This window comes from Streptomyces sp. GL_141 (genome assembly GCF_057834385.1).
In genome coordinates this window covers 7,750,949-7,772,824 of the sequence record NZ_CM174402.1, presented here as the reverse complement: position 1 = coordinate 7,772,824, position 21,876 = coordinate 7,750,949, and the positions used below count along the sequence as shown (strand labels likewise).

The 21,876-nt window shown below is 73.6% G+C and carries 22 protein-coding genes; 8 read left to right on the top strand and 14 right to left on the bottom strand.

Translation table 11 applies throughout. The features are described from left to right. Window positions 1-35: 35 nt before the first annotated feature. Entirely contained in the window at window positions 36-680 is a 645-nt protein-coding gene (locus AC3IX6_RS34665) for a TetR/AcrR family transcriptional regulator (protein ID WP_489367230.1), read from the top strand. Here the strand turns inward: AC3IX6_RS34665 and AC3IX6_RS34660 are convergent. Next, window positions 671-2,152, bottom strand: a complete 1,482-nt coding sequence (locus AC3IX6_RS34660; protein ID WP_489367229.1) for an LVIVD repeat-containing protein — start codon at window positions 2,150-2,152, stop codon at window positions 671-673. The two genes, AC3IX6_RS34665 and AC3IX6_RS34660, sit on opposite strands and share 10 nt — an antisense overlap. An 85-nt stretch (window positions 2,153-2,237) precedes the next feature. Here AC3IX6_RS34660 and AC3IX6_RS34655 point away from each other — a divergent pair, with 85 nt between their 5' ends. After that, complete coding sequence (locus AC3IX6_RS34655) at window positions 2,238-2,891, top strand: DUF305 domain-containing protein (RefSeq protein WP_489367228.1); 654 nt, start codon at window positions 2,238-2,240, stop codon at window positions 2,889-2,891. A 52-nt stretch (window positions 2,892-2,943) separates the two neighbouring features. Continuing rightward, the gene (locus AC3IX6_RS34650; protein ID WP_489367227.1) at window positions 2,944-4,299 is read left to right on the top strand and encodes an FAD-dependent oxidoreductase; all 1,356 of its coding nucleotides are present in this window, start codon (window positions 2,944-2,946) and stop codon (window positions 4,297-4,299) included. A gap of 70 nt (window positions 4,300-4,369) precedes the next feature. On the opposite strand, the gene AC3IX6_RS34645 is transcribed toward AC3IX6_RS34650, so the two are convergent. Both AC3IX6_RS34645 and AC3IX6_RS34640 read right to left on the bottom strand, forming a co-directional pair. Next, window positions 4,370-4,717, bottom strand: a complete 348-nt coding sequence (locus AC3IX6_RS34645) for an ArsR/SmtB family transcription factor (protein WP_489367226.1) — start codon at window positions 4,715-4,717, stop codon at window positions 4,370-4,372. 119 nt (window positions 4,718-4,836) lie between these two features. After that, window positions 4,837-5,937, bottom strand: coding sequence for an NADH:flavin oxidoreductase/NADH oxidase (locus tag AC3IX6_RS34640; RefSeq protein ID WP_489367225.1), 1,101 nt, complete (start codon window positions 5,935-5,937; stop codon window positions 4,837-4,839). 202 nt (window positions 5,938-6,139) lie between these two features. Here AC3IX6_RS34640 and AC3IX6_RS34635 point away from each other — a divergent pair, with 202 nt between their 5' ends. Beyond that, on the top strand, window positions 6,140-7,231 hold the full coding sequence (locus AC3IX6_RS34635) for a WD40/YVTN/BNR-like repeat-containing protein (protein WP_489367224.1): 1,092 nt from the start codon (window positions 6,140-6,142) through the stop codon (window positions 7,229-7,231). A gap of 65 nt (window positions 7,232-7,296) precedes the next feature. Here AC3IX6_RS34635 and AC3IX6_RS34630 read toward each other — a convergent pair whose 3' ends face one another. Continuing rightward, window positions 7,297-8,931 (bottom strand): vWA domain-containing protein, encoded by a 1,635-nt coding sequence (locus tag AC3IX6_RS34630; protein WP_489367223.1) that lies wholly within the window; start codon window positions 8,929-8,931, stop codon window positions 7,297-7,299. A 180-nt stretch (window positions 8,932-9,111) separates the two neighbouring features. Here AC3IX6_RS34630 and AC3IX6_RS34625 point away from each other — a divergent pair, with 180 nt between their 5' ends. Continuing rightward, window positions 9,112-9,798: a uracil-DNA glycosylase gene (locus AC3IX6_RS34625; protein WP_489367222.1), complete on the top strand. Its 687-nt coding sequence runs from the start codon at window positions 9,112-9,114 to the stop codon at window positions 9,796-9,798. Between the two features lie 133 nt (window positions 9,799-9,931). After that, window positions 9,932-10,846, top strand: a complete 915-nt coding sequence (locus AC3IX6_RS34620) for a sirohydrochlorin chelatase (RefSeq protein WP_489367221.1) — start codon at window positions 9,932-9,934, stop codon at window positions 10,844-10,846. Window positions 10,847-10,960: 114 nt separating this feature from the next. On the opposite strand, the gene AC3IX6_RS34615 is transcribed toward AC3IX6_RS34620, so the two are convergent. The 5 genes from AC3IX6_RS34615 to AC3IX6_RS34595 form a co-directional block, all read right to left on the bottom strand. Continuing rightward, complete coding sequence (locus tag AC3IX6_RS34615; protein ID WP_489367220.1) at window positions 10,961-12,049, bottom strand: lactonase family protein; 1,089 nt, start codon at window positions 12,047-12,049, stop codon at window positions 10,961-10,963. Between the two features lie 55 nt (window positions 12,050-12,104). Beyond that, a complete protein-coding gene (locus AC3IX6_RS34610) occupies window positions 12,105-13,253 on the bottom strand; it encodes a nitric oxide synthase oxygenase (RefSeq protein WP_489367219.1) in 1,149 nt (382 codons plus the stop codon). 219 nt (window positions 13,254-13,472) lie between these two features. Further along, window positions 13,473-13,733, bottom strand: a complete 261-nt coding sequence (locus AC3IX6_RS34605) for a tetratricopeptide repeat protein (protein WP_489367218.1) — start codon at window positions 13,731-13,733, stop codon at window positions 13,473-13,475. Further along, the gene (locus AC3IX6_RS34600; RefSeq protein ID WP_489367217.1) at window positions 13,705-14,028 is read right to left on the bottom strand and encodes a hypothetical protein; all 324 of its coding nucleotides are present in this window, start codon (window positions 14,026-14,028) and stop codon (window positions 13,705-13,707) included. The genes AC3IX6_RS34605 and AC3IX6_RS34600 overlap by 29 nt, the downstream gene beginning before the upstream one ends. A gap of 36 nt (window positions 14,029-14,064) precedes the next feature. Continuing rightward, window positions 14,065-14,409, bottom strand: coding sequence for a hypothetical protein (locus tag AC3IX6_RS34595; protein ID WP_489367216.1), 345 nt, complete (start codon window positions 14,407-14,409; stop codon window positions 14,065-14,067). A 136-nt stretch (window positions 14,410-14,545) separates the two neighbouring features. Here AC3IX6_RS34595 and AC3IX6_RS34590 point away from each other — a divergent pair, with 136 nt between their 5' ends. Continuing rightward, on the top strand, window positions 14,546-15,571 hold the full coding sequence (locus AC3IX6_RS34590) for a LuxR C-terminal-related transcriptional regulator (RefSeq protein ID WP_489367215.1): 1,026 nt from the start codon (window positions 14,546-14,548) through the stop codon (window positions 15,569-15,571). Here AC3IX6_RS34590 and AC3IX6_RS34585 read toward each other — a convergent pair. The 4 genes from AC3IX6_RS34585 to AC3IX6_RS34570 form a co-directional block, all read right to left on the bottom strand. Then, window positions 15,545-17,056, bottom strand: a complete 1,512-nt coding sequence (locus AC3IX6_RS34585; protein ID WP_489371651.1) for an FUSC family protein — start codon at window positions 17,054-17,056, stop codon at window positions 15,545-15,547. The genes AC3IX6_RS34590 and AC3IX6_RS34585 overlap by 27 nt on opposite strands. A gap of 313 nt (window positions 17,057-17,369) precedes the next feature. Further along, window positions 17,370-17,798, bottom strand: a complete 429-nt coding sequence (locus AC3IX6_RS34580) for a universal stress protein (protein WP_489367214.1) — start codon at window positions 17,796-17,798, stop codon at window positions 17,370-17,372. 105 nt (window positions 17,799-17,903) lie between these two features. Continuing rightward, window positions 17,904-19,487: an APC family permease gene (locus tag AC3IX6_RS34575; protein ID WP_489367213.1), complete on the bottom strand. Its 1,584-nt coding sequence runs from the start codon at window positions 19,485-19,487 to the stop codon at window positions 17,904-17,906. Window positions 19,488-19,535: 48 nt separating this feature from the next. Continuing rightward, a complete protein-coding gene (locus AC3IX6_RS34570) occupies window positions 19,536-20,198 on the bottom strand; it encodes a histidine phosphatase family protein (RefSeq protein WP_489367212.1) in 663 nt (220 codons plus the stop codon). Between the two features lie 130 nt (window positions 20,199-20,328). Between AC3IX6_RS34570 and AC3IX6_RS34565 the strand changes: the two genes are divergently transcribed. Continuing rightward, window positions 20,329-20,904, top strand: a complete 576-nt coding sequence (locus AC3IX6_RS34565; RefSeq protein WP_489367211.1) for an RNA polymerase sigma factor — start codon at window positions 20,329-20,331, stop codon at window positions 20,902-20,904. On the opposite strand, the gene AC3IX6_RS34560 is transcribed toward AC3IX6_RS34565, so the two are convergent. After that, complete coding sequence (locus AC3IX6_RS34560) at window positions 20,816-21,841, bottom strand: MerR family transcriptional regulator (RefSeq protein ID WP_489367210.1); 1,026 nt, start codon at window positions 21,839-21,841, stop codon at window positions 20,816-20,818. The two genes, AC3IX6_RS34565 and AC3IX6_RS34560, sit on opposite strands and share 89 nt — an antisense overlap. Window positions 21,842-21,876 lie beyond the last annotated feature (35 nt).

Here is a 21,876-nt window from a genome sequence, read left to right as displayed (position 1 = left end):
ATACTGGCCGCGAGCCAGTCAACGCAGGAGCAAGCATGTCCCCGCGCAGCGCATCGGTCAATGAAGAATTGCGCAGGCGTTCCCGGGAGCGGTTGCTGCAAGCCACGGTCGAGCTCGTCGGGGAACGCGGCTTCGAGGCCACCACCCTCGGCGACATCGCCGACCGGGCGGGAGCCGCCCGCGGTCTGGTGTCCTACTACTTCCCGGGCAAGCGCCAGCTCCTGCAGTCCGCCGTGCACCGGCTGATGCACCTCACGCTGGAAGCGGCGCTGGAGCGGGAGCCCCGGCCCGAGGGGCCCGACGCCGGCCGGGAGCGGCTGGCCCGGGCCATCGACGCGATCCTGGGGCTGGCCATGGACCGGCCCCGGCTGATGCGGACCCATATGGCGGGGATCTTGCAGGCGGAGGGTTTCGTCCAGTGCGCCGAGCAGCAGCGGCTCGCGGAGCTGCTGCGGGACACCGTCGTGCGGTACGGATCGGCCGAGGTGGACATCGACTACCCGCTGCTGCGGGCGCTGCTGATGGGCGCGGTGGTGGCGGTGCTGCTGCCGGGCGCGCCGATGCCGGCGGCCCGGCTGCGGGCCGAGCTGTTCCAGCGGTACGGGCTGGACTGGGAGTTGGGTGTTCCGCCGGACGGTGGACCGCCCGGCGGAACGTTTCCCTCTCCGCGTCAGCGGTAGTCGGGCTGGGTCTGCACGTTGAGCCGGTCCAGCCACACCCACTTGGCGCTGTCGGTGCGCCAGTCGTCGAGCCTCAGCACGTCGAGGCCCTTGACGATGTCGTTCGAGTAGATGTGCCCGTTGTAGTAGTACGCGGACCAGGAGCCGCCGAGGCCGAGCTTGTCGGTGGTCAGCGGACCCCGCTCGAAGTAGGCGATCTCCTTCGGGCTGGTGGAGTCGGTGAACTCCCAGACGGAGATGCCGCCCTGGTACCAGGCCTGGACCATGATGTCGCGGCCGCCGCCGACCGGGATCAGCGAGCCGTTGTGGGCCACGCAGTTCTCGGTGTCGGCCTGCATGCGCGGCATCTTGAAGTAGCTCTTGAAGACGAGCTTGCGCTGGTCGCCGCGGCCGGTGATCTCGTAGATGCCGTCGGCTCCCCGGGTGGGGCCGGTGGCCTCGTTGCAGGTGGCGCCGCCACCGCCGCCCAGCTCGTCGGTGAACACCACCTTGTTCGCCCGCTCGTTGAAGGTGGCCGAGTGCCAGAACGCGAAGTTCACGTTGTCCTGCACCCGGTCGATGACGCGCGGTTCCTCGGGCTTGCTGATGTCGAAGAGGATGCCGTCGCCCATGCAGGCGCCCGCGGCGAGGTTCTTGGAGGGCAGCACGGTGATGTCGTGGCAGCCCGTGGTCTTGGAGACGCCCGGGTTGGTGGGCCCGCCCGGGTTGCCGCCGTCCGGGAAGAGGATCGGGAAGGCCACGACCGCGGCCTGCGTCGGGCTCTTCTTGGGAACCTTCACGACCGAGATGCCGTCGTGCGGCGGCTTGCAGTCGGGGAACGCGTCGTTCGGGTTGTACGAGGAGACGTAGAGGTAGGCGTTCCGGCCGCCCGGCACCAGCGTGTGGGTGTGGGAGCCGCACGGGGTCTCGACGGACTTGATGTACTTGGGGTTCTTCTTGTCCTTGATGTCGAAGATCTTGATGCCCTCCCACGAGGACTTCTCCGTGGCGGGCTGCGAGACGCTGTTGCAGGAGTCGTCGCTGCGCGAGGAGTCGGTGGAGAGGAAGAGCAGGTCACCGTCGACCGAGATGTCGTTCTGCCCGCCGGGGCAGAGGACTTCGGTGACCTTCTTCGGCGCCTTGGGGTTGCCGATGTCGTAGATCACGAAGCCGTTGTAGTTGCCCGCGTAGGCGTACTTGCCCTGGAACGCCATGTCGGAGTTGATCTGGGTCGGGTCGCTACTGGGGATGTTGGCCAGGGGTTTGATGTTGCGGCTGTGGACGATCTCGTCCTGGCCGGGTATCTCGCCGGGCGCCAGCTCCCGTCCCGCGCCGGCCGCGGTGGCGGCGCTCTGCGGCGCACCCGCGCCCGGGAGCAGGTCTCCCGGGTCGGGGGTGGCGGCCGCGGGTCCGGCCGCCAGTAACGTGGTGAGGAGTCCGGCCGCGGCTGCGGCCACTCCCAGGGATCTGCGCCGCGCTCTGCTGGTGTGCATCGAGGTCACTGTGCCCTCCCAAAGGTCCGGTCGGTTCCGCCCGTGGTGGGAACGGAACGCGGACCCCGGCAGTATGGTCCTTTGCATGGACATGGCGAAAGTCTCACTCGGGCGAATCGTCGGAGCGGCCCTGACCCTCGGGCTCCTGCTCCCCCTCACCGGCTGCAGCGACGGCGGCACCGCGGACACCGCGGCGCAGGGCAAGCCGGCGGTGATCGCCCCCGGCAAACCCGGCGAGAAGGCGCGCACCCTCTCCCCCGAACAGGCGGCGAAGGAGCTGCCCGACGACACCCCCAACGCGGCGGACCGAGCGTACGTGCGCAACATGATCGAACACCATGGGCAGGCCCTGACCCTGAGTGCGCTGGCCCCCGACCGGGCCTCCGCCGAGGGGGTCAAGCGGCTCGCCGAGCGGATCGCGGCCGCACAGAAGCCCGAGATCGGCGCGATGGAGGGATGGGTGGCCCGCAACCCGGCGCCCGGCGCCGCCCCCGGAGGCCACGACCACGCGGCGATGCCCGGCATGGCCACCGAGCAGCAGCTCAAGGACCTGGCCGCCGCCAGGGGGGCGGACTTCGACCGGCTCTTCCTCGCCCTGATGACCGCCCACCACGAGGGCGCCCTGAAGATGACCGGCGAGGTCCTGGCCGCCGGCAACAACGCCGCCGTGGAGGAGATGGCCAACGAGGTGGCGGCCACCCAGAGCGCCGAGATACACCGGATGCGCGCGATGGGCTGACGGCCCCGGCACCCGGTGTCATGCTGGGAACACCTGCGGGAGGAGCTCCGCCGTGCTTCGTATCGCCGTCGTCGGATCGGGCCCCAGCGGGGTCTACGCCGCACAGACACTCGTACAGCAGCGTGAGGTGCCGGGGATCCGGGTCGACGTGCTCGACCGGCTGCCGGCTCCGTACGGGCTCGTGCGCTACGGGGTGGCCCCCGACCACGAGAAGATCAAGTCCCTGCAGGGCAGCTTGCGCACCGTGCTGGAGGACGAGCGGATCCGCTTCCTCGGGAACGTCGAGGTCGGCGGGGACGCCCTGCCCACCGCCCGGCTCCTGGAGCTGTACCACGCGGTGGTGTACTGCGTGGGCGCGGCCCGGGACCGGATGCTCGGCATCCCCGGCGAGGACCTCGCCGGGGTGCATTCCGCCACGGCCTTCGTGGCCTGGTACAGCGGCCATCCGGACGCCGCGGCCGAGGCCTTCGGGCTGCCCGGGGTGGATGCGGCGATCGTGGTCGGCGCCGGGAACGTGGCCGTCGACGTGACGCGGATCCTGGCCCGCGGCGTACCGGAGCTCGCCCCCACCGACATGCCGCAGCCGGCCCTGGGGGCGCTCGGCGCCAGCGGGGTGCGCGATGTCCACATGGTGGCCCGGCGCGGGCCCTCGCAGGGCAAGTTCACCACCAAGGAGCTGCGCGAGCTGGGCACGCTGCCGGGCGTGGACGCACTGGCCGACCCGGCGGAACTGGCCCTCGACCCGGCGTACGCGGACCCGGGCGCGGCCCTGCCCGCGGTGAACCGGCGCAACGTGGAGGTGCTGCGCGGCTGGGCGGCGGCTCCGGCGGGCGGCGGGGACCGGCGGATCGCGCTGCGGTTCTTCCTGCGCCCGGTGGAGGTGCTCGGCGGCCCGGACGGCCGGGTCACCGGGATGCGCTTCGAGCGGACGGCCCCCGACGGCCTGGGCGGAGTCACCGGCACGGGGGTCTACGAGGACGTCCCGGCGCAGTTGGTGCTGCGCTCGGTGGGGTACCAGGGCGTCCCGCTGGACGGGCTGCCCTTCGACGAGCGGCGCGGTACGGTCCCGCACGCGGCGGGCCGGGTGCTCCGGGCGGGCCGGGCCTCCGTCGGCGAGTACGTGGCGGGCTGGATCAAGCGCGGCCCGACCGGGGTCATCGGCACCAACCGGCCCTGCGCGAAGGAGACGGCCTCCTCCCTGCTCCAGGACGCGGGGGCGCTGGCCCGGCGCGACCGGGAGCGGGACCCGCTGGAGGCCCTGCGGGAGGCCGGGCTGCGGCCGGTCCGCTGGCCGGGGTGGCTGGCCATCGAGACGGCGGAGGCGGAACTGGGGCGGTCGCTGGGCCGGCGCTCCGTCAAGATCCCGGACTGGGAGGGCCTGCTCGCGGCGGCGGGCGGCACGGACTGACGCCCCGGGCTGACGCACCGGGGTGATGCGCCGGGCCAACGCCCCGGGCTGACGCGCCGGGCGGGTCGCCTCAGCCGTCGTCGCGCGCCTGCTCGGCGGCGGCCGCCGCGAGGACGCCGTCGAGGAGTCCGGGGAACAGCTCCGCCAGCTCGGCGCGGCGCAGCCCGTTCAGCTTGGCCGTGCCGCGGTAGCACTGGCGCACGACACCGCTCTCGCGCAGGACGCGGAAGTGGTGCGTCGTCGTGGACTTGGTGACCGGGAGCTCGAAGTACGAGCAGGCCAACTCGGCGTCCGTGGCCGCGAGATCGCGGACGATGGACAGCCGGACCGGGTCCGAGAGGGCGTGCAGGACCCCTTCGAGCCGGATCTCGGCGGCCTCGGGGTGGGCGAGGACACGGGCCGCGTCACGTTCCGTCATGTCCGTACTCCACTCGCTGGGTGATGCCTGGTCTCCGCCTCCATCGTACGAGAACCATCGTAGGAACGGAGCCGAACGGCGGGTGCGGCGCGGGACCCCCGTCCCCGCGCCGCACCGGTTCACCAGGAGCGGTGGTACTGCTCGGGCGTACGGATCTCCGCGCCGAGTTCGGCGGCCGCGCGGCGGGCCCAGAACGGGTCGCGCAGCAGCTCCCGGCCCAGCAGGACGGCGTCCGCCTCGCCGTTGGCCAGGATCTTCTCGGCCTGCTCCGGCTCGGTGATCAGACCCACGGCGGCGACCGGGAGGGTGGTCTCGGTCTTGACCCGGGCCGCGAAGGGCACCTGGTAGCCGGGGCCGACCGGGATCGTCACTCCGGGGGCGAGGCCGCCGGTGGAGACGTCGAGGAGGTCCACGCCGTGCCGCTCGAGCAGCCCGGCCAGCCGGACGGTCTCGTCCGCGGTCCAGCCGTCCTCCTCCAGCCAGTCGGTGGCGGAGATCCGGAAGAACAGCGGCAGCTCCTCGGGCCACACCGCCCGTACGGCGTCGACGACTTCCAGGGCGAGACGGGTGCGGTTCTCGAAGGAGCCGCCGTACGCGTCGGTGCGCTTGTTGCTGTGCGGGGAGAGGAACTCGCCGAGCAGGTACCCGTGGGCGCCGTGGATCTCGACGACCTGGTAGCCGGCGGCCAGCGAGCGCCGGGCGGCGGCCGCGAACTGCTCGACGACGTCGTGGATCTCACCGACCGTCAGCTCGTGCGGGACCTGGTGGTCCGGGGAGAACGGCACGGGGCTCGGGGCGCTGGGCAGCCAGCCGTGCGCCTCGGGGCCGACGGGCTGCCCGCCCTTCCAGGTGCGGTCGGTGGAGGCCTTGCGGCCGGCATGGGCGAGCTGGATGCCGGGGACCGCGCCCTGGCTCTTGACGAAGGAGACGATCCGGCGCAGCGCCTCGACCTGGGTGTCGTTCCAGATGCCGAGGTCGTACGGGGAGATCCGCCCCTCGGGGGCGACGGCCGTGGCCTCCTGGATGATCAGACCGGTGCCGCCGGTGGCGCGGGCCGCGTAGTGCGCGAAGTGCCAGTCGTTGGCCACGCCGGCGTCCGGGCCCGAGGGCTCGGCGCTGTACTGGCACATGGCGGCCATCCACACCCGGTTCGGGACGGTGACCGAGCGGATGGTCCACGGCTGGAACAGCGCGGCGAAGGAAACGGGGGCAGCACTCATGAGGCTCTCCAGAGGCGACTGGAAGCGCACCGGGGAACCGGTCGCTAAGTACGAGATTCACCGTACTACGAAATCTCTCGTAGTACGAGACCCTTCGTATGAACGGGCGGGCTCGCGCGCGGCGCCCGGCCGCTGTCAGTGGCCGGGTGCAGACTGGCTGGAAAGCTGCCGTGCAGGACAAAGACGTCCGGAGGTGTCGGCCATGACCGACGTGGTACTGCTCGCGGGAACCCGCAAGGGACTGTTCATCGGCCGCCGGGACTCCGGCGGCACCTGGGAGTTCTCAGAGCCCCACTTCAACGCCCAGGCGGTCTCCGCGGTCGCCGTCGACCGGCGCGGCGGCGCGCCCCGGCTGCTGGTCGCCGGGGACAGCACGCACTGGGGACCGTCCGTCTTCAGCTCCGACGACCTGGGCGCGACCTGGCGGGAGCCCGCCGCGGCCGCCGTGAAGTTCCCCGAGGACACCGGAGCCTCCCTGGAGCGGGTCTGGCAGCTCCATCCGGCCGGCCCCGAGGCCCCCGGCGTGGTCTACGCCGGGACCGAGCCGGCCGCGCTGTTCCGCTCCGCGGACCGCGGCGAGTCCTTCGAGCTGGTCCGCCCCCTGTGGGAGCACCCGACCCGGGACAAGTGGGTCCCGGGCGGCGGCGGCGAGGGCCTGCACACGGTGATCACCGACCCGCGCGACCCGGACCTGGTCACGGTGGCGGTCTCCACGGCCGGGGTGTTCCGGACCACGGACGGCGGGGCGAGCTGGGCCCCGTCCAACCGCGGGGTCTCGGCGGTGTTCCTGCCCGATCCGGACCCCGAGTTCGGCCAGTGCGTGCACAAGATCGCCCAGGACGCGGGGGACACCGACCGGCTGTACCTGCAGAACCACTGGGGCGTCTACCGCAGCGACGACGCCGGGACCCGCTGGACGGACATCGGCGCCGGCCTGCCCTCCGACTTCGGCTTCGCGGTGGCCGCCCACCCGCACCGGCCGGGCACCGCCTACGTCTTCCCGCTCAACGCCGACATCGACCGCGTCCCCGCGGAGCACCGCTGCCGGGTCTTCCGGACCCGGGACGCGGGCACGACCTGGGAGCCCCTGACGAAGGGCCTCCCGGCCGGGGACCACTACGGCACGGTGCTGCGCGACGCGCTCTGCACGGACGACGCGGACCCGGCCGGGATCTACTTCGGCAACCGCAACGGCGAGCTGTACGCCAGCAACGACGACGGGGACAGCTGGCAGTTGCTGGCCGAGCACCTCCCCGACGTCCTGTGCGTACGGGCCGCCGTGCTGAACGGCTAGCCGCGGCGGCCCGCATCCGCCTCCGTGCCCGGTACGGACGCGGAGGCGGATACGGGCACCGGCCCTCAGCCGGTGAGCCCGCGGGCCTGTTGCACGGCCTGCGCCAGCTGGCGTACGGCCGGATCCTCGGTGCTCCCGGCCAGCCGGTCCGCGTGCCTGGCCAGGCTCACCAGCGGGACGGCGCCCGGCACCCGCTCCCAGCCGCCGTCGCGCTCGCGCAGGGCGGAGGCGAAGTAGGCGGCCACCGCGGTGATCTGGAAGCGCGTGGACGCCGCGGTCCACACGTCGCCGGACAGCTCCGTCGCCTCGATCTTGCCGGACTCCTCGTGCGGCGCGCGGGTGCGCGGGTCCAGCCAGCGCACCGTCGCCGTCGCCAGGTGTCCGGTGGCCCCGGGGCGCAGCCGGACCGCGTACAGGGCGGTCACGGAGTGGCCGGAGCCGACCTCTCCGCCGTCCACGCGGTCGTTCCTGAAGTCCCCGTCGGCGACGCGGCGGTCGTCGTAGCCGATCAGCCGGAACCGTTCGACGGTCTGCGGATCGAAGGCGACCTGCGCCTTCGCGTCGCGGGCCCGCAGCTGCACCTGCGCCGGGAGGTCCTCGCAGAACACCTTGCGGGCCCCCTCCTTGTCGGAGACGTAGGTGGTGTGCCCGTCGCCCCGGTCGGCGAGCTGCTCCATGAAGGCGTCGTTGTACTCGCTGCCCACGCCCACCCCGAACAGGGTGATCCCGTGCTTGGTCCGGGCCTCGCCGATCCGGTTCAGGATGGTGTCGGCGGAGGTGGCGCCGCTGTTGGCCAGGGCGTCGGAGAGCAGGACGACCCGGTTGGTGGCCCCGGGCCGCAGCGACTCGACCGCGACCTCGTACCCGCGGGTGACCCCGGCCTCCACATTGGTCGAATCGGCGGTGCGCAGTGCGGAGATCACCTCGTGGATCCGGTCGCGGTGGCCTTCGACCCGGGTCATCGGCAGCCGCGTCTGCGCCTTGCCGCTGAAGGTGACGACGGCGACCGAGTCGTCTTCGCGGAGCTCGTCGGTCATCAGGCCCATGGAGGTGCGGACGAGGTCGAGGCGGCCCGGCTCGGCCATGGATCCGGAGACGTCCACGACGAAGGTGAGCGCCGCGGGCGGCCGGGCCTCGGCGCCGTCCGCCCCGCCGTTGCCGACGCGGGTGGCGAGGCCGACGCGGACCAGCGACCAGTTCGGCTCGGTGGTGCGGGCTCCGTCCACGGTGACGGAGAAGCCGTCGCCGTCGGGCTCCCGGTAGTCCTGCCGGAAGCTGTTGACGAACTCCTCGGGGCGGACGGTGGCGGGGTCGGGGAGCTTTCCGTCCGCGAGGGTGCGGCGGGCGTACCCGTAGCTCGCGGTGTCCACGTCGAGCGCGAAGGTGGAGAGGTAGTCGGCGGGCGGTCCGGTGGGGCGCCGCCCGTCGCTCTCGCCTTCCGCGCCTTCTCCGCCGGGGCGGCTGGCGGACGGCCGCGGCCTGGAGTCGCCGCCCTTCCATTCCCCGTCGGCGCTGCGGTTCGAGCCGCCGCCTCCGCAGCCGGTCAGCAGGAGGCCGCCGGCGAGGAGCGCGGCGGTCAGTCTGCCGTGCGTTCTGCGCCGGGCCGGACGGGCCCTGCGGGATGCGCCGGAGGTGCTGGGCGTGCGCAGTGGGCTGGGCGTGCGGGGTGTGCCGGGCGTGCGGTCCTCGTGGGGCTCCATACCGTCTCCCTCGTACGTCATCGGTGTTGAATGTGACGCCCGGGACGGGGAGTTGGAGCAATCGAACCCGTTGCGAACAGGTATCGAAGCGACAACGGCGGCCGGGGAGGCGCCGCGGGACGCTGCGCCCGCCCGAGGGGTGGCACCGGGCGGCGGACTGGGCCAGTAGAGTGATCGACCGTGGCAGCACGACCGTTGAACGAGATCGTCGAGCCGGGCTGGGCCCGTGCTCTGGAGCCGGTGGCGGCGCAGATCGCCGCGATGGGCGACTTCCTGCGCGCGGAGATCGCGGCGGGCAGGACCTACGTACCGGCGGGGGCGAACGTGCTGCGCGCGTTCCAGCAGCCCTTCGACGAGGTGAAGGTGCTGATCGTCGGGCAGGATCCGTACCCGACGCCGGGGCACGCGATCGGCCTGTCCTTCTCCGTGGCCCCCGAAGTCAGCCCGTGGCCCCCGAGCCTCGACAACATCTTCCGCGAACTGCACGCCGATCTCGGCACGGGCAAGCCCCGGAACGGGGATCTGACCCCGTGGACCCGGCAGGGCGTCCTGCTGCTGAACCGCTCGCTCACCACGGCCCCGCGCAAGCCCAACGCCCATCGCGGCAAGGGCTGGGAGGCGGTGACCGAGCAGGCCATCCGCGCGCTCGCGGCCCGCGGCAAGCCGCTGGTGTCGGTGTTGTGGGGGCGCGAGGCGCGCAACCTCCGGCCGCTGCTGGGCGATCTGCCGGCCGTGGAGTCGGTGCACCCTTCGCCGATGTCCGCGGACAACGGGTTCTTCGGCTCCAGGCCGTTCAGCAGGACCAACGACCTGCTGGTCCGCCAGGGCGCGCAGCCCGTGGACTGGCGGCTTCCCGCCACGGGGTGACCGGCCGCGTCACGGACCGGGTGACCGAAGAGCTGAGCGGTATCTGACATTCCTCGGATAAATACGGACAGAAGCCGCCGTAGAAGGCCCTGCCCGAACACCCGGTTTCGATAAACCAGTAGCATGCGGCGCCATGAGCTCCCCCACTGGGCCCGCAAATGGCCTGCCCGTACGAATGCCGCGACCCCGCCAGACCGGACGGCACCGCCGGCCCGAGCCCGCGGTGGCGCCCGAGGGCGCGCCCGCGCTGGTGCTCGCCGTGCCCGGTGCCCCCTCGGCCGCCTCGCGGGGGCTCGCGGAAGAGATCATCAGCATCGGCCGCTCCGAGCTGCCCGGTCTGGACGCCCGGGTCGGTTTCCTCGACGGTGACGACGCCACCGAGTTCCCGTCCCTGTCCGGCGTGCTGACCGCCGTCGCCCGCGACCGCGCCGCGCGCGCAGAAGCCGCCCGCGCCGCCGGTCAGGAGGTGCCCGCGCCGACCGGACCGGACGCCGTGGCCGTTCCCCTGCTGGCCGGCCCCGACGGGGATCTGCTGCGCCGGATGCGCCAGGCCCTGATGGACTCCTCGGCCGCCGCCGAACTCGCCGACCCGCTCGGTCCGCACCCGCTGCTCGCCGAGGGGCTGCACGTGCGGCTCTCCGAGGCCGGTCTGGCCCGCGCCGACCGGGCCAGGCTCTTCAGCGTGACCACGGCCGCCGACGGCATCGTCCTGGCCACCACCGGCGGCGAGGAGGCCGTCCAGGCCGCGGGCATCACCGGCATGCTGCTGGCCGCCCGTCTCGCCGTGCCGGTGATGGCCGCCGCGCTGGACGAGGAGGGTTCGGTGGCCGCGATCGCCGACCAGCTCCGCCGCGAGGGTTCGACCCAGCTCGCGCTGGCCCCGTACCTGGTCGGCCCGGAGGCCGCCGAGGGGCTCCTCGAGACCGCCTGCAAGGAGGCCGGCTGCAGCGCCGCCGACGTGCTCGGCGCGTACCCCGCGCTCGGCAAGCTGGCCGTCGCGCAGTACTCCGCCGCCCTCGGGATCACCCAGGGCGCCGCCGCCCACTGACCTCCCCGGCTCATGCCGTACGCACGAGGGCCCGCGCCCCGGACCGTTCCGAATCGAACGAGCCGGGGCGCGGGCCCTCGTGCGTACGGCGCCGGACCGGTGCCGTACGGGGGCTCAGCCGAAGACCACGCAGGTGGCGGCGGGCACGGCCACCGAGCCGGCCCGGCGCGGTTCGCCCGTCACCCGGTCCACGTCGAACCAGGTGACGTCGCCGGAGCGCTCGTTGGCCGCGTACAGCCGGCGCCCCGACGGGTCGGCGGCGAGATCGCGCGGCCAACTGCCGCCGCACGGCACGGTGCTCGTGAGCAGCGGCTTCTCCGCGCCGCCGGCGAGGGAGAAGGTGGCGATGGTGTCGGCCCCGCGGACGGCCGCCCAGACGAAACGGCCGTCGGGCGAGGCCACGATCGCCGAGGGGTAGGCCGCGACGGCCCCTGGAGCGCCCGTGGAAGCGACCGGAACCTCGCCGACCGGTTGGAGGTCGCCCGACTCCCCGTTCCAGCGGCAGACGGTCAGCTGCGGCTCCAGCTCGTGCAGGACGTAGACCACCTCGCCGGAAGGGTGGAAGGCGAGGTGCCGGGGGCCGGTCCCGGCGCGCAGTGCGGTCTCGGCGTGGAGCACCGGGGCTCCGGTGGCCGGGTCGAGCGCGCAGACCCGTACCGAGTCGGTGCCGAGGTCCACGCTCAGCACCCAGCGGCCGCCGGGGGCGGGCAGCACCTGGTGGGCGTGCGGGCCCTTCTGCCGACCGGAGTCGGGGCCGGAGCCCTGGTGGGCCAGTACGGCGGCGGGCTCCCCGATCGAGCCGTCGGCGGCGAGCGGGAGGCTGCTGACGCTGCCCGAGGTGTAGTTGGCGGTCAGCAGCCGGCGCCCGGCCACGCTGAGGTGGGTGGGACCGGAGCCGCCGACGCGGACGACCGCGCCGAGGGGGACGAGCCCCGCGGCGGTGGTCCAGAAGGCGCCCACGGCGCCCTCGTCGGTCTCGCTCACGGCGTACAGCACGCCGGTGACGCGCTCATGGGCCAGGTACGAGGGGTCCGCGACGGCGTCCGTGGCCGAGAGCGGGGTCAGCGCTCCGGTGGCCGGATCCACGGCCGCGGTGGTGACACCGCGGCCGCCCCCCGAGGTGAACGAGCCGATCCAGGCCAGGTGTCCGCCGCTGTCGGCCGTACGGTCCGTACTGCCCACACCACTGTCCGCGTCGCCCACGGGAGGCCCCTCTCCGCCGTTCCGGATCCGTTCGTGAGCGACGGTAACAGAAGGTCTAGACCAAATCCCGCCCTTGGGCCCGTTCCTGGGCGCCGGGATGGTGGACGTACGCGGTCGAGCTCGGCCGGTCCTCGAAGGTGCGGTGGAAGACCGGGGTCGCCGACCCGGAGATGGGCGGCACGATCCAGGACCAGTCCGCGCCCACGTCACGGCCCTTGCGCTCCTCCTTCTCCAGGTGGGTCAGGAAGCGCCGGGACTCCGTGTGGTGGTCGGCGATGGTGACCTTGGCCCGGTCGAAGGAGTGCAGCACCGCACGGTTGAGCTCGACGAGGGCGCGGTCCTTCCAGAGGGACCGGTCGCTGGCGGTGTCGAGGCCCATGCGGCGGGCGACCGCGGGCAGCAGGTTGTAGCGGTCGGTGTCGGCGAGGTTCCTGGCGCCGATCTCGGTGCCCATGTACCAGCCGTTGAAGGGCGCCGCCGGGTAGTGGATGCCGCCGATCTCCAGGCACATGTTGGAGATCGCGGGTACGGCGTGCCAGCGCAGGCCCCAGTCCGACCAGCCGTCACCGCCCGCCGCTCCGTCGGGGTGCTCGATGGGCACCTCCAGCACGGCGTCCGGCGGGACGTCGAACCAGCGGGGTTTGTCGTCGACCCCCTGGACGACCAGCGGGAGGAGATCGAAGGGGGTGCCGGGGCCGCGGGACCAGCCGAGGGCGAGCAAGGCGCTCGTGAGCTCGGCGTTGCGGGCGTCGCCGACGGTTATCGAGGGGTGGTCGCCGTAGCCGGCGTACCGGACCAGCTGTTCGCTCCAGATCACCGGGCCGGGACGGTCCGGGGCGTCGGGGGCGAAGACCGTGATGGTGGGCCGGACCCGGCCGCCGTTGGTGGCCTCGCGCAGGTGCTCGAAGCACTCCTCGGCGATCCCGTCGGCATCGGTGAGCCCGCGGCGGTCCCGGACGCGCAGCGAGTTCCAGTACAGCCTGCCTATGCAGCGGTTGCTGTTGCGCCACGCGACGCGGGCGCCGTGCTCCAGCTCCTCGGGAGTGTGCCGGTACGTGCCCGTCTCGGTGAGCTCGGCCCGTACGGCGGCGAGCCGCTCGCGCGGATCACCCGCGTGCGGATTCTCCCTGTGGAACAGCCGGACGAACTCCTCGGCCGCTTCCCACACGTGAGCGGTACTGGAACGCTCTTGAAGTATTTCCATTCCGGGCGGTTACCCCCTGTCCGATCCGACCAGGTCCACCCCGCGCGCCCTGGGTGGGCGCCATGCCGGATGAATGTGCAATGAACAATCACCCGTTGTACACGCCGCAGGTCAGCGGCGTGCGGAAGGCGCGCCCGGAACACTCCTCCGTGTGATCTTCATCGATCGGCCTGCGGAGGGGACTTGGGGAGTCGTACCATCCGCAGCAGTGCCGGGAGGCTACGAGGACCGCGCTCGTCCCAGATTCTCCCGCACCTTCGCCGTCAGCGGATGACCTTGACTGAGCACCCGCTCCCAGCCGTTCAGGGTCCGCTCGTACAGACGTACCGCCCGGCCGAGGTCCCCGGCCGCCTTGTACCCATGCGCGAGGTTGCTCCGGGAGGCCCATCGGCTTCGGGGGGGGTCGGGACGGCGTCGGCAGAGCCGGCCGCGCGCCGCCACCAGCGGGGCTTCACGGGCCCCGGTGGGCGCCGGATCCATCGACGTCGCCCCCGGCCGCGATCGATCCGCCGCTCGCGGAGATGCCCGTTCCGCCCGTCGCCGCGCCCCCACCCGTACCGGGCGCGGTGTCACGCGCTCGCGCGTCGCGGACGCTTCCGCCCGCCGCGACCGAGCCACCCTCCGCGGTCAGCGCCACCGGGGTGGACGCCGGGCTCGACGCGGCCCGTGTGCTGAGCCTGAGCTGCCACAGCCCGACCCCCAGCGCGGCGAAGCCGGCGATCGCCCCGGCGATGCCCCAGCCCTGATCGGACCCCTCCGGGTGTCCGACCGACACCCACACCACCAACCCCACCGCCGCGACGACCCCGGCTCAAAACCTGGAGTTCGCACCAGTGCGGCCCTGTGCCTCACCGACGGGCTCCGTGGGCACGACGACGCGCGTCGCGTCGTGGATCACGTGGACCGCGGCGGTGGCGGCGACCACCGCGGAGCGGGCGGAGCCCAGTGCCTCGCGGGCCGCATCCAGGCCGCCTTCGCGGGAGAGCAGGGCCGAGGCGTCGGCGGCGCAGTCGATCAAGTGCAGCGCCACCCGGGCGAGTTGATCGTCGGAGCCGTACGCGTCGTCCACGGCCTTGCGCGCCCGGGCCAGCATGTCCAGCGCCTCGGTCGGTCCCGCCGGCGGAACCCTGCGCTCGGAACGGATGTCTCGGTTCACCGTCGCCACTCCCGCCACCGGTCATGTGGGTCATTTCGCGATCATCAGGCAGGAAGGATCCTGCCGTTCCCCTCCCCCGCGGCCAACGGGCCGGGGCATCCTGATCTTGCATTGCCGGAACAAGAAGGGGGTCCAGATGAACACCAACACCGCACATCCCGACATGGACGGCTGTACGTCGGTCTGCGGCGACTGCGCGGCCGGCTATCGAAGGGCATTGCGCGAAGGCGGCTTATCGGGGACCGTTCCGCAGTGCCTGATCGCTTTCGGGCTGCTGCGGAAACTGGACGGTTCCCCCGAGCATCTCCCGGTACCGCCCTCGGTCGCCGCGATCACCCTGGCGCAGCCGATCAAACGGGCCATCCTGGACCAGCGGGCCGCGCTCGACACGCTGATCGCCTCCCTCTCCCCGCTGGACGCCGTCTACCGGCACGAACGCCAGCGCCACAAGGCCCACGTACAGCCGCTGATCGGCCGCGAGGTCATCGACACCGCCGTCCAGGGAGCCCTGGAGACCTGCTCGCAGGAGCTGCTCAGCGCGCACCCCGAGGGCGGCCGCCCCTCCGGGGCGCTGGCCGGCGCGCTGCCCCGCGATCTCTCCCTGGCCGGCCGGGGAGTTCGCCAGCGCACGATCTACGGACACACCGTCCGCGCGCACGGCCCGACGCTCGCCCACATGGAGCGGGTCACCCAAGAGGGCGCCGAGGTGCGGACGGTGGGCGAACGGTTCGAGCGGCTGATCGTGTGCGACCGGTCGGCCGCGTTCATCGCGGTCCTGACCGAGAGCGGAAAGGAGGCGTACGCCCTGGAAATCCGCGAACCCGGCCTGATCCAGTACCTCGTGAAAACCTTCGAGGCCGTGTGGGAACGGGCGGTCCCCGTCGAGTTCGACACGACGGGACACCGCCCTCCCCGGCTCACCGACGAAATCCAGCACGCGATTCTCGAACTCATGGTGAAGGGGCATACGGACGAGGCCATTTCCAAACGGCTCGGCCTGAGCACCCGCACCATCGGCGCGCACATCAAACGCGCTTCGACCCGCTTCGGAAGCCGCAGCAGGGCCGAACTCGGTTTCAGCCTCGCGAAGGCCGGAGTCCTCGACGGCGGCCGCGACGTGTCCGGTACGCCGGGGTCAGGCGCCCACCAGCGGGGCGCGTGACGTGCTGCGCAGGGGTCCGTCGAGCTGGGCCAGGAGCCGCTCCAGACCGTGCAGGTGCGCCAGCGCGGGCCCCGAGGCGACCCGCCCGGGGTGCGCGGCCGCCGCGGCCGGCCGGAGCTCCGCCTCCGAGGCGCGTTCCGCTTCCGGCGTCAGCAGGGCCTCCACCGCGGCCTCCACGCGCCAGCACGCCGCCGCGAGCCGGGCGTCGTGGCTCGCGTCCGGGTCCGCCGCCACCGAGACCAGCCCGCGGACCTCCACGGCGCACTCGTCGAGCAGCGCGAGGACCCGGCGGGCCCTGGCCTTGCGGCCGCGGTAGGGGCTCAGCGGGTGGACGAGCGGAGCCAGGGAGAGCCGTACCCGGCCCAGGAACAGTTCCAGCTCCGCGGCGTGCGGCGCGGGGTCGGCGACCGGGGAGCCGGCGAGCCGGGCCGCGGCCTCGGCCGTGCAGGTGCGCACGCAGCGCAGGGCGCGCTGGATCCACATGTCGTTGGTCGCGTGGGTGGTCACCGGGAGCACCAGGATGACGGCCAGCCCGGCGCAGACCGCACCGACGGCCGTCTGCTCCAGGCGCAGCACGAGCAGGCCCGGATCGAGTACGCCCAGCAGTCCGTAGAGCAGGCCGGCCATCACCGTCACGGCCAGCATCATCCAGCTGTAGGACACGGCGGCCGTGTAGAAGATCCCGAAGACGCAGAGCGCCACCAGGACGGCCGTGGGCGCCGGGGCCCCGTTCAGCGGGATGGCTATCAGCAGGCCCGCGCCGATCCCGAACACCGTGCCGAGGACCCGGCGGAATCCGCGGACCAGGGTTTCGCCGCGCGAGGCGGTGTTGACGAAGATCCACCAGGCGGTGCCGACCGCCCAGTACCAGCGGTCCTCCGACAGGGTCTGGCCGATGCCCAGCGCGACCGCGCAGGCGGCCGTGGCCTGGAAGGCCTGGCGGGTGGTCGGCCGGGCCAGTCCGGTCCCGGGTGGCGCGGGCGGTACGGCGGCGGGCGGCACGCGGCGCTCGATCGGCCACAGCACGAACCGCACGGCGCCCGCCGACAGGAGGGCCAGGGCGACGGCCGCGTAGAGCTCGGGCAGCTGTCCGGGCCGGGCGTGCAGGAACTGCGTGATGAAGAAGTTCATGAACGCGAAGATCCCGAGGGCGTGGCCGCGCACCCCCCACCTGCGGGCGTAGACGCCGGCGAAGACCACGGCCACGAACACCGCGTCGCGGGCGAGCGGTACGCCGTGCAGGGTGGTGGCCAGGGCCAGTACGGGGAAGCCGGCGGCCGGCAGCAGGGCGGTGGTCACCCGCTGGGCGCGCACGGTCGAGTCGGTCACGGTGAAGAGGGCGAGCAGGGCCGCCAGTCCCCCGGTGATCGACGCGACGAGCGAGAGCCCGCAGAGCTCGGCCACGGCCACGGCGAGAGCGACGCCGATGACGGCCCGGGACGCGTTCCTGAGTCTTGCGCGCCCCGGATCCGGAGCCACGAACATCCTCTTCACGGCGGTGTGCCGCCCCCCTTGCGATGGAGCACGCCGGGCCCGCTTCCGCCCGGGGGTGGTGGGCGGTGGACGGGCACGGCGAAGGCGCCACGGTCCGGATCGGCTTCGTTGCCGTCCGGCGCTGCGCGGCGCCGTAGATACATGGATAGGACACAGATAAGCATCCGCAGGGGCAATGGCTCAACTCGACCCGCTCCTACTGGGCCAATGGCGCAGAAAGAAGCGGTGATCTTCGGCCACGGGAAGACCAACGGACCCGCCCGGCGGCATACCGCTCTTCACATCCGGGAGGCGGGCGGCGGGGTCAGTCCCCGGGAGCGTGCTCGGTCGGGACGCACAGGACCGGGACCGGGGAGAGGTGCAGGAGTTTGTGCGGGGTCGATCCGAGCAGGGCGCCGCGGATCGGGCTGTCGCCCCAGCTCCCCACGATGATCACCCGGGCGTCGTGCCGTTCGGCGGCGGCGAGCAGCGCCTGGGCCGGCTTCTCGTCGGCCACCACGACCGTGGACGGCACTCCCGCCTCGTCGGCGGCCTCCACCGCCCGGGAGAGCGCGCTGCGGCCGGCCTCCCGGACGGCCTCCCGGTGCGCGCGGTACTCCTCGCCGGTGGGGCCGGGGGCGGCGGCCCCGTAGACGAGGACGAGCGGCTCGCCGAAGGCGGCGGCCACCTCCAGGGCCACGCGCAGGGCGCGCTCGGCGCCGGGCGACTCGTCGTACCCGAGGACGACGGACATCGGGGCTCCTCTCCGGCTTCCGGCCGGTGTTGCGGGATGACGCGGGGCTACGGGACTGCGGGACTGCGGGCTACCGCGACTCTGCGGGGTACCGGGCCGTGGCGGTCAGGGCTTCGGGACCTTCGGGCTCCGGGGCTTCTTGGGCGCGTGGACGAGGGCCGGGTCGGCGACGCCGCGCCGCTCCTGCCAGAACCGGCCGTCCCTGATCCGCCAGAAGCACATGACGAGGACGCCGACGACGGCGATGCCGATCCCGATGACCAGCGGCGGGCCGAGCCCGAACCAGGAGACGCCGCTCGCCGAGTTCTCCGGGTTGGACATGTCGTCGACCGACTGCACGAGCAGCCAGGCCAGCAGGCCGGCGCCGAGCACCGGGCCGAGGCCGATCAGCAGGAAGTTGTGCACGCTCTCCAGCAGGTGGCGGCGGTAGTAGACGGCGCAGGCCAGGCCGGTGAGCGCGTAGTAGAAGGAGATCAGCAGGGAGAGCGCGGTCAAGGAGTCCAGGAGGGCGTTCTCGCTGATCTGGTTGACGGCGAGGTACCAGGCGATGGCGATGCCGGCCACCCACCAGGTGCTCACGTCCGGGGTCCGGAACCTGGGGTGGATGTGCGAGAGCTTCGGCGGCAGCGCGTGCCGGCGGGCCATGGACAGGGCGGTGCGGGAGGCGGGGATGATCGTGGTCTGGGTGGAGGCGAGGGCGGAGGTGCAGACGGCGAGCAGGACGACCCAGTCCCAGCCGCCCATGACCTCGTGCGCGAGGACCGCGAAGACGGCCTCCTCCTCGCCGGCGTTCTCGGCGAGGAACTCCGTCCCGGCGTAGCCGACGACGGCGAAGCCGACGGACAGGTACGTCACCAGCAGGACGACGGTGGACCAGATGCCGGCCTTGCCGGGTGCGGTGGCCGAGTTCTCGACCTCCTCGGTGAGATTGACCGCCGACTCCCAGCCCCAGTAGATGAACACGCCGAGCAGCAGTCCGCCGGTGAGGGCGGCGCCGCCGGCGCCGAAGGGGTTGAGCCATTCGAGCGCGGGTCTGGTGCCGTCGAGGCTGCTGGTGCCGGCGTAGACGCGGTAGAGGGCGACCACGGCGAAGACCAGCAGGAAGAAGACCTGCGCGAGGATCAGGACGTCCTGGAGCCGGGCCGACATCTCGGTGCCGATGACGCAGATCGCGGTCATGGCCAGGATCACGACGACGGTCAGGCCCTGGCGCAGTGCCTCGTTCCCGGCCCAGCCGTCGAGTCCGGCGGCGAGGAGCCCGAAGTGGACGGCCACGTCGGCCAGCGAGCCGATGACGAGGACGCCGGTCATCGCGATGGCCCAGCCGCCGAGCCAGCCCGCCCAGGGGCCCATGGCGCGCGTCACCCACGAGAAGGTGGTCCCGCAGTCCTGGTCGACCTTGTTGAGGTAGTAGAAGGCGGCGGCGATCAACAGCATCGGGACGAAGGAGGCCAGCATGACGCCGGGCGCGTAGATGCCGGCGAGCGCGACGATCGGCCCGATGACCGCGGCCAGCGAGTAGGCGGGCGAGGTCGAGTTCAGGCCGATGACGAGCGCGTCGAGGAAGCCGATCGCGTTGGCCTTCAGCCCGGGTTCCGCGTCCGCGCCGGCGGAGTCCGTGACGGCCCCCGCTCCCGGAAGCGGTTCCGGGCTCTCAGGGGGCACGCCGTCCGAGCCATCGTGGGCCATGTACGCATCGTCACGCAGACGGCGCCCCCGCGCGAGGCGGGGGGAGCGCTACCGGGGCGGGCGTACGGGTTCGGGGGCGGGAGTTCCCAGGGCCGGTGTTCCCGGGGGCCGCGTGCCCCAGGGGCGGGAGTTCCAGCTCGCGATGACCGGCAGGCCGTGCTCCGTGGACAGGGCGCTGAAGGTGCCCGTCCGGAGCATGAAGAGCCGTCCGGCCTCGGGGGGCAGGCCGAGGTAGCGAGCGGTCAGCACCCGGAGCAGGTGCCCGTGGGCGACCAGGACGACGTTGCCCCGGTCTTCGCCCAGTACCCCGGCCACCCGGGCCAGCACCCGGTCCGCGCGGGCGCCGACCTGGGCGGCGTTCTCGCCGGGGTGCTCCTCGTCGCCGGGCGGTACCCCGTCGGTCCACAGGGACCAGGCCGGGCGCTCGCGCTGGATCTCGGCGGTGGTGACGCCCTCGTAGCCGCCGTAGTCCCACTCGTACAGGTCGGGGTCCGTGACGCCCCCGCTCAGGCCGGCGAGCTCGGCCGTGGCAGCGGCCCGGCGGAGCGGGCTGGTCAGCACCAGGGCCGGGTGCTTGTCCCGGAAGTACGGGAAGAGCGAGATGGCCTCTTCGACCCCGTGCGGGGTCAGCGGGACGTCGGTGCGCCCGGTGTGCCGTCCCGTCGCGCTCCAGGCGGTCTCGCCGTGCCTCACCAGCAGCAGGTCGCTCACCCTTCGGACCCTAGTCCCTGCGGCACCGGGGCGCAGTCCCTGCAGTGCCGCCGTGCCGGTCGTGCGTCGCGGAATCGATGCGCAAGCGGTGCAAGTTGGCCGGCGGGGCCGCGCTCGCGAGGCTCTGGGCATGGACGACCAGGACGACGCCCGGCTGGCGGCGGGGTTCGCGGCGGGCGACGAGGACTGCGTGGCAGCGGTGTACCGGCGCTGGCGGCCGCTGGTGCACGGGCTGGCTTCCCGCTCGCTCGGTGACGAGCGGGAAGCCGAGGACGTGACCCAGCAGGTCTTCCTCGCCGCGTGGCGGGGCCGGGGCGGGTACCGGCCCGGGCCGGGCGGTCTCGGGGCCTGGCTGACCGGCATCACCCGGCACAAGGTGGCCGACGCCCTGGAGGCCCGCACCCGGCGGGCCCGGGTGGTCCAGGCCGCCGCGCGCGTCTGCGCGCAGTGCCGGCCGGAACCGGAGCCGGGCCCGGAGCGGGTCGTGGAACGGGTGCTGCTGCTCGGCGAGCTGGCCCGGCTGCCCTCGGCGCAGCAGCGGGTGCTGCGGCTCGCCTTCTACGCGGACCTGACCCAGTCGCAGATCGCGGACCGCACCGGGCTCCCGCTGGGCACCGTCAAGAGCCACATGCGGCGGGCGCTGCACGTCCTGCGGAAGTCCCTGGAGCAGTCCCTGGAGCCCGGGGTGCCACAACCGATTCGATGACGGCCAGCCCCGAGCGGAGCCCGAACAGCCGCTCGGCGCGGGCGGGCGGGGCCGCGCCCGCGGCGCCCCAGCCGGGCCCGGCGAGCAGCAGCGCGGAGTGGCCGCGGGCGCCGCGCGGGCCCCACTCGATGCCCGCCACCGCCCGGGCGAGCGCGGCGTCCGCGGTCGTACGGGACTGCGCCCACAGCACGACGGCCCGCGGACCCGTGCGCCGGACGGCCTCCCGCAGGGCGTCGGCGGGCAGGGCCGCCCCGAACATCCGTACCGGCAGGGCCCGTTCGCCGAGCGCGGCCGCCAGCGCTTCCATCGGCAGGCTGTGTTGCTCCCCCGGCGCGCAGGCCAGGAGCACCGGCGGGGCCGGGAGCGGCTCCGGGGCGGGCCGGATCCGGTGCAGGGCGGCGGAGACGTACCAGGACAGGAGGTGCTCGACCTCGACGTAACGCTCCCCCGCCGAAGCCCACTTGCGGCCCACCGCGTGCAGGGTCGGCGCGATGACCTCCTCCCAGGCGGTGACCGGGCCCAGCTCCGCGAGCACGGCCGCCAGCAGGTCCTCCACGGCCGGCGCGTCCAGGCGTACGGCGGCCCGCGCGAGCCCCCTGCACTCCGGGCGGACGTCCCCGAGGCGCAGCGCGCGGGGCCCTCCGGGGGTCGCGGCGGCGGGCCCGGCCGCGGCCGGGCCGTCCGGGGCGGCGGCTCCCCGGGCCACCCGGGCGGCTTCGGACGGGGGTGCCCCCTGGGCGGTGAGGCGGCACATCAGCTCCAGCCGGGCGATGTCCGCGGGGGTCCAGCGCCGGTGCCGGCCCGCTTCGCGACGGTCCGGGCCGATGGCGTAGCGGCGCTCCCAGGAACGCAGCGTGGTCGGCGAGACCCCGAGGCGCCGGGCGACCGCCCCGGTGCCGAGGGCGACGGGCGGGGGCTGCGGGGGTTCGGGCTCCACCCCTCCACCGTACGGCGCGGCGGGGCCCCGGGCGG

What these genes read in the sequence shown, in the direction of transcription:
- AC3IX6_RS34640 (WP_489367225.1), bottom strand. Translation starts at nt 5,937, where the DNA reads ATGAGTGCTGCCCCCGTTTCCTTCGCCGCGCTGTTCCAGCCGTGGACC.
- AC3IX6_RS34575 (WP_489367213.1), bottom strand. Translation starts at nt 19,487, where the DNA reads ATGGCCCACGATGGCTCGGACGGCGTGCCCCCTGAGAGCCCGGAACCG.
- AC3IX6_RS34645 (WP_489367226.1), bottom strand. Translation starts at nt 4,717, where the DNA reads ATGACGGAACGTGACGCGGCCCGTGTCCTCGCCCACCCCGAGGCCGCC.
- AC3IX6_RS34630 (WP_489367223.1), bottom strand. Translation starts at nt 8,931, where the DNA reads ATGGAGCCCCACGAGGACCGCACGCCCGGCACACCCCGCACGCCCAGC.
- AC3IX6_RS34655 (WP_489367228.1), top strand. Translation starts at nt 2,238, where the DNA reads ATGGACATGGCGAAAGTCTCACTCGGGCGAATCGTCGGAGCGGCCCTG.
- AC3IX6_RS34605 (WP_489367218.1), bottom strand. Translation starts at nt 13,733, where the DNA reads ATGGATCCGGCGCCCACCGGGGCCCGTGAAGCCCCGCTGGTGGCGGCG.
- AC3IX6_RS34590 (WP_489367215.1), top strand. Translation starts at nt 14,546, where the DNA reads ATGAACACCAACACCGCACATCCCGACATGGACGGCTGTACGTCGGTC.
- AC3IX6_RS34665 (WP_489367230.1), top strand. Translation starts at nt 36, where the DNA reads ATGTCCCCGCGCAGCGCATCGGTCAATGAAGAATTGCGCAGGCGTTCC.
- AC3IX6_RS34610 (WP_489367219.1), bottom strand. Translation starts at nt 13,253, where the DNA reads ATGGAAATACTTCAAGAGCGTTCCAGTACCGCTCACGTGTGGGAAGCG.
- AC3IX6_RS34635 (WP_489367224.1), top strand. Translation starts at nt 6,140, where the DNA reads ATGACCGACGTGGTACTGCTCGCGGGAACCCGCAAGGGACTGTTCATC.
- AC3IX6_RS34580 (WP_489367214.1), bottom strand. Translation starts at nt 17,798, where the DNA reads ATGTCCGTCGTCCTCGGGTACGACGAGTCGCCCGGCGCCGAGCGCGCC.
- AC3IX6_RS34660 (WP_489367229.1), bottom strand. Translation starts at nt 2,152, where the DNA reads ATGCACACCAGCAGAGCGCGGCGCAGATCCCTGGGAGTGGCCGCAGCC.
- AC3IX6_RS34620 (WP_489367221.1), top strand. Translation starts at nt 9,932, where the DNA reads ATGAGCTCCCCCACTGGGCCCGCAAATGGCCTGCCCGTACGAATGCCG.
- AC3IX6_RS34565 (WP_489367211.1), top strand. Translation starts at nt 20,329, where the DNA reads ATGGACGACCAGGACGACGCCCGGCTGGCGGCGGGGTTCGCGGCGGGC.
- AC3IX6_RS34585 (WP_489371651.1), bottom strand. Translation starts at nt 17,056, where the DNA reads ATGTTCGTGGCTCCGGATCCGGGGCGCGCAAGACTCAGGAACGCGTCC.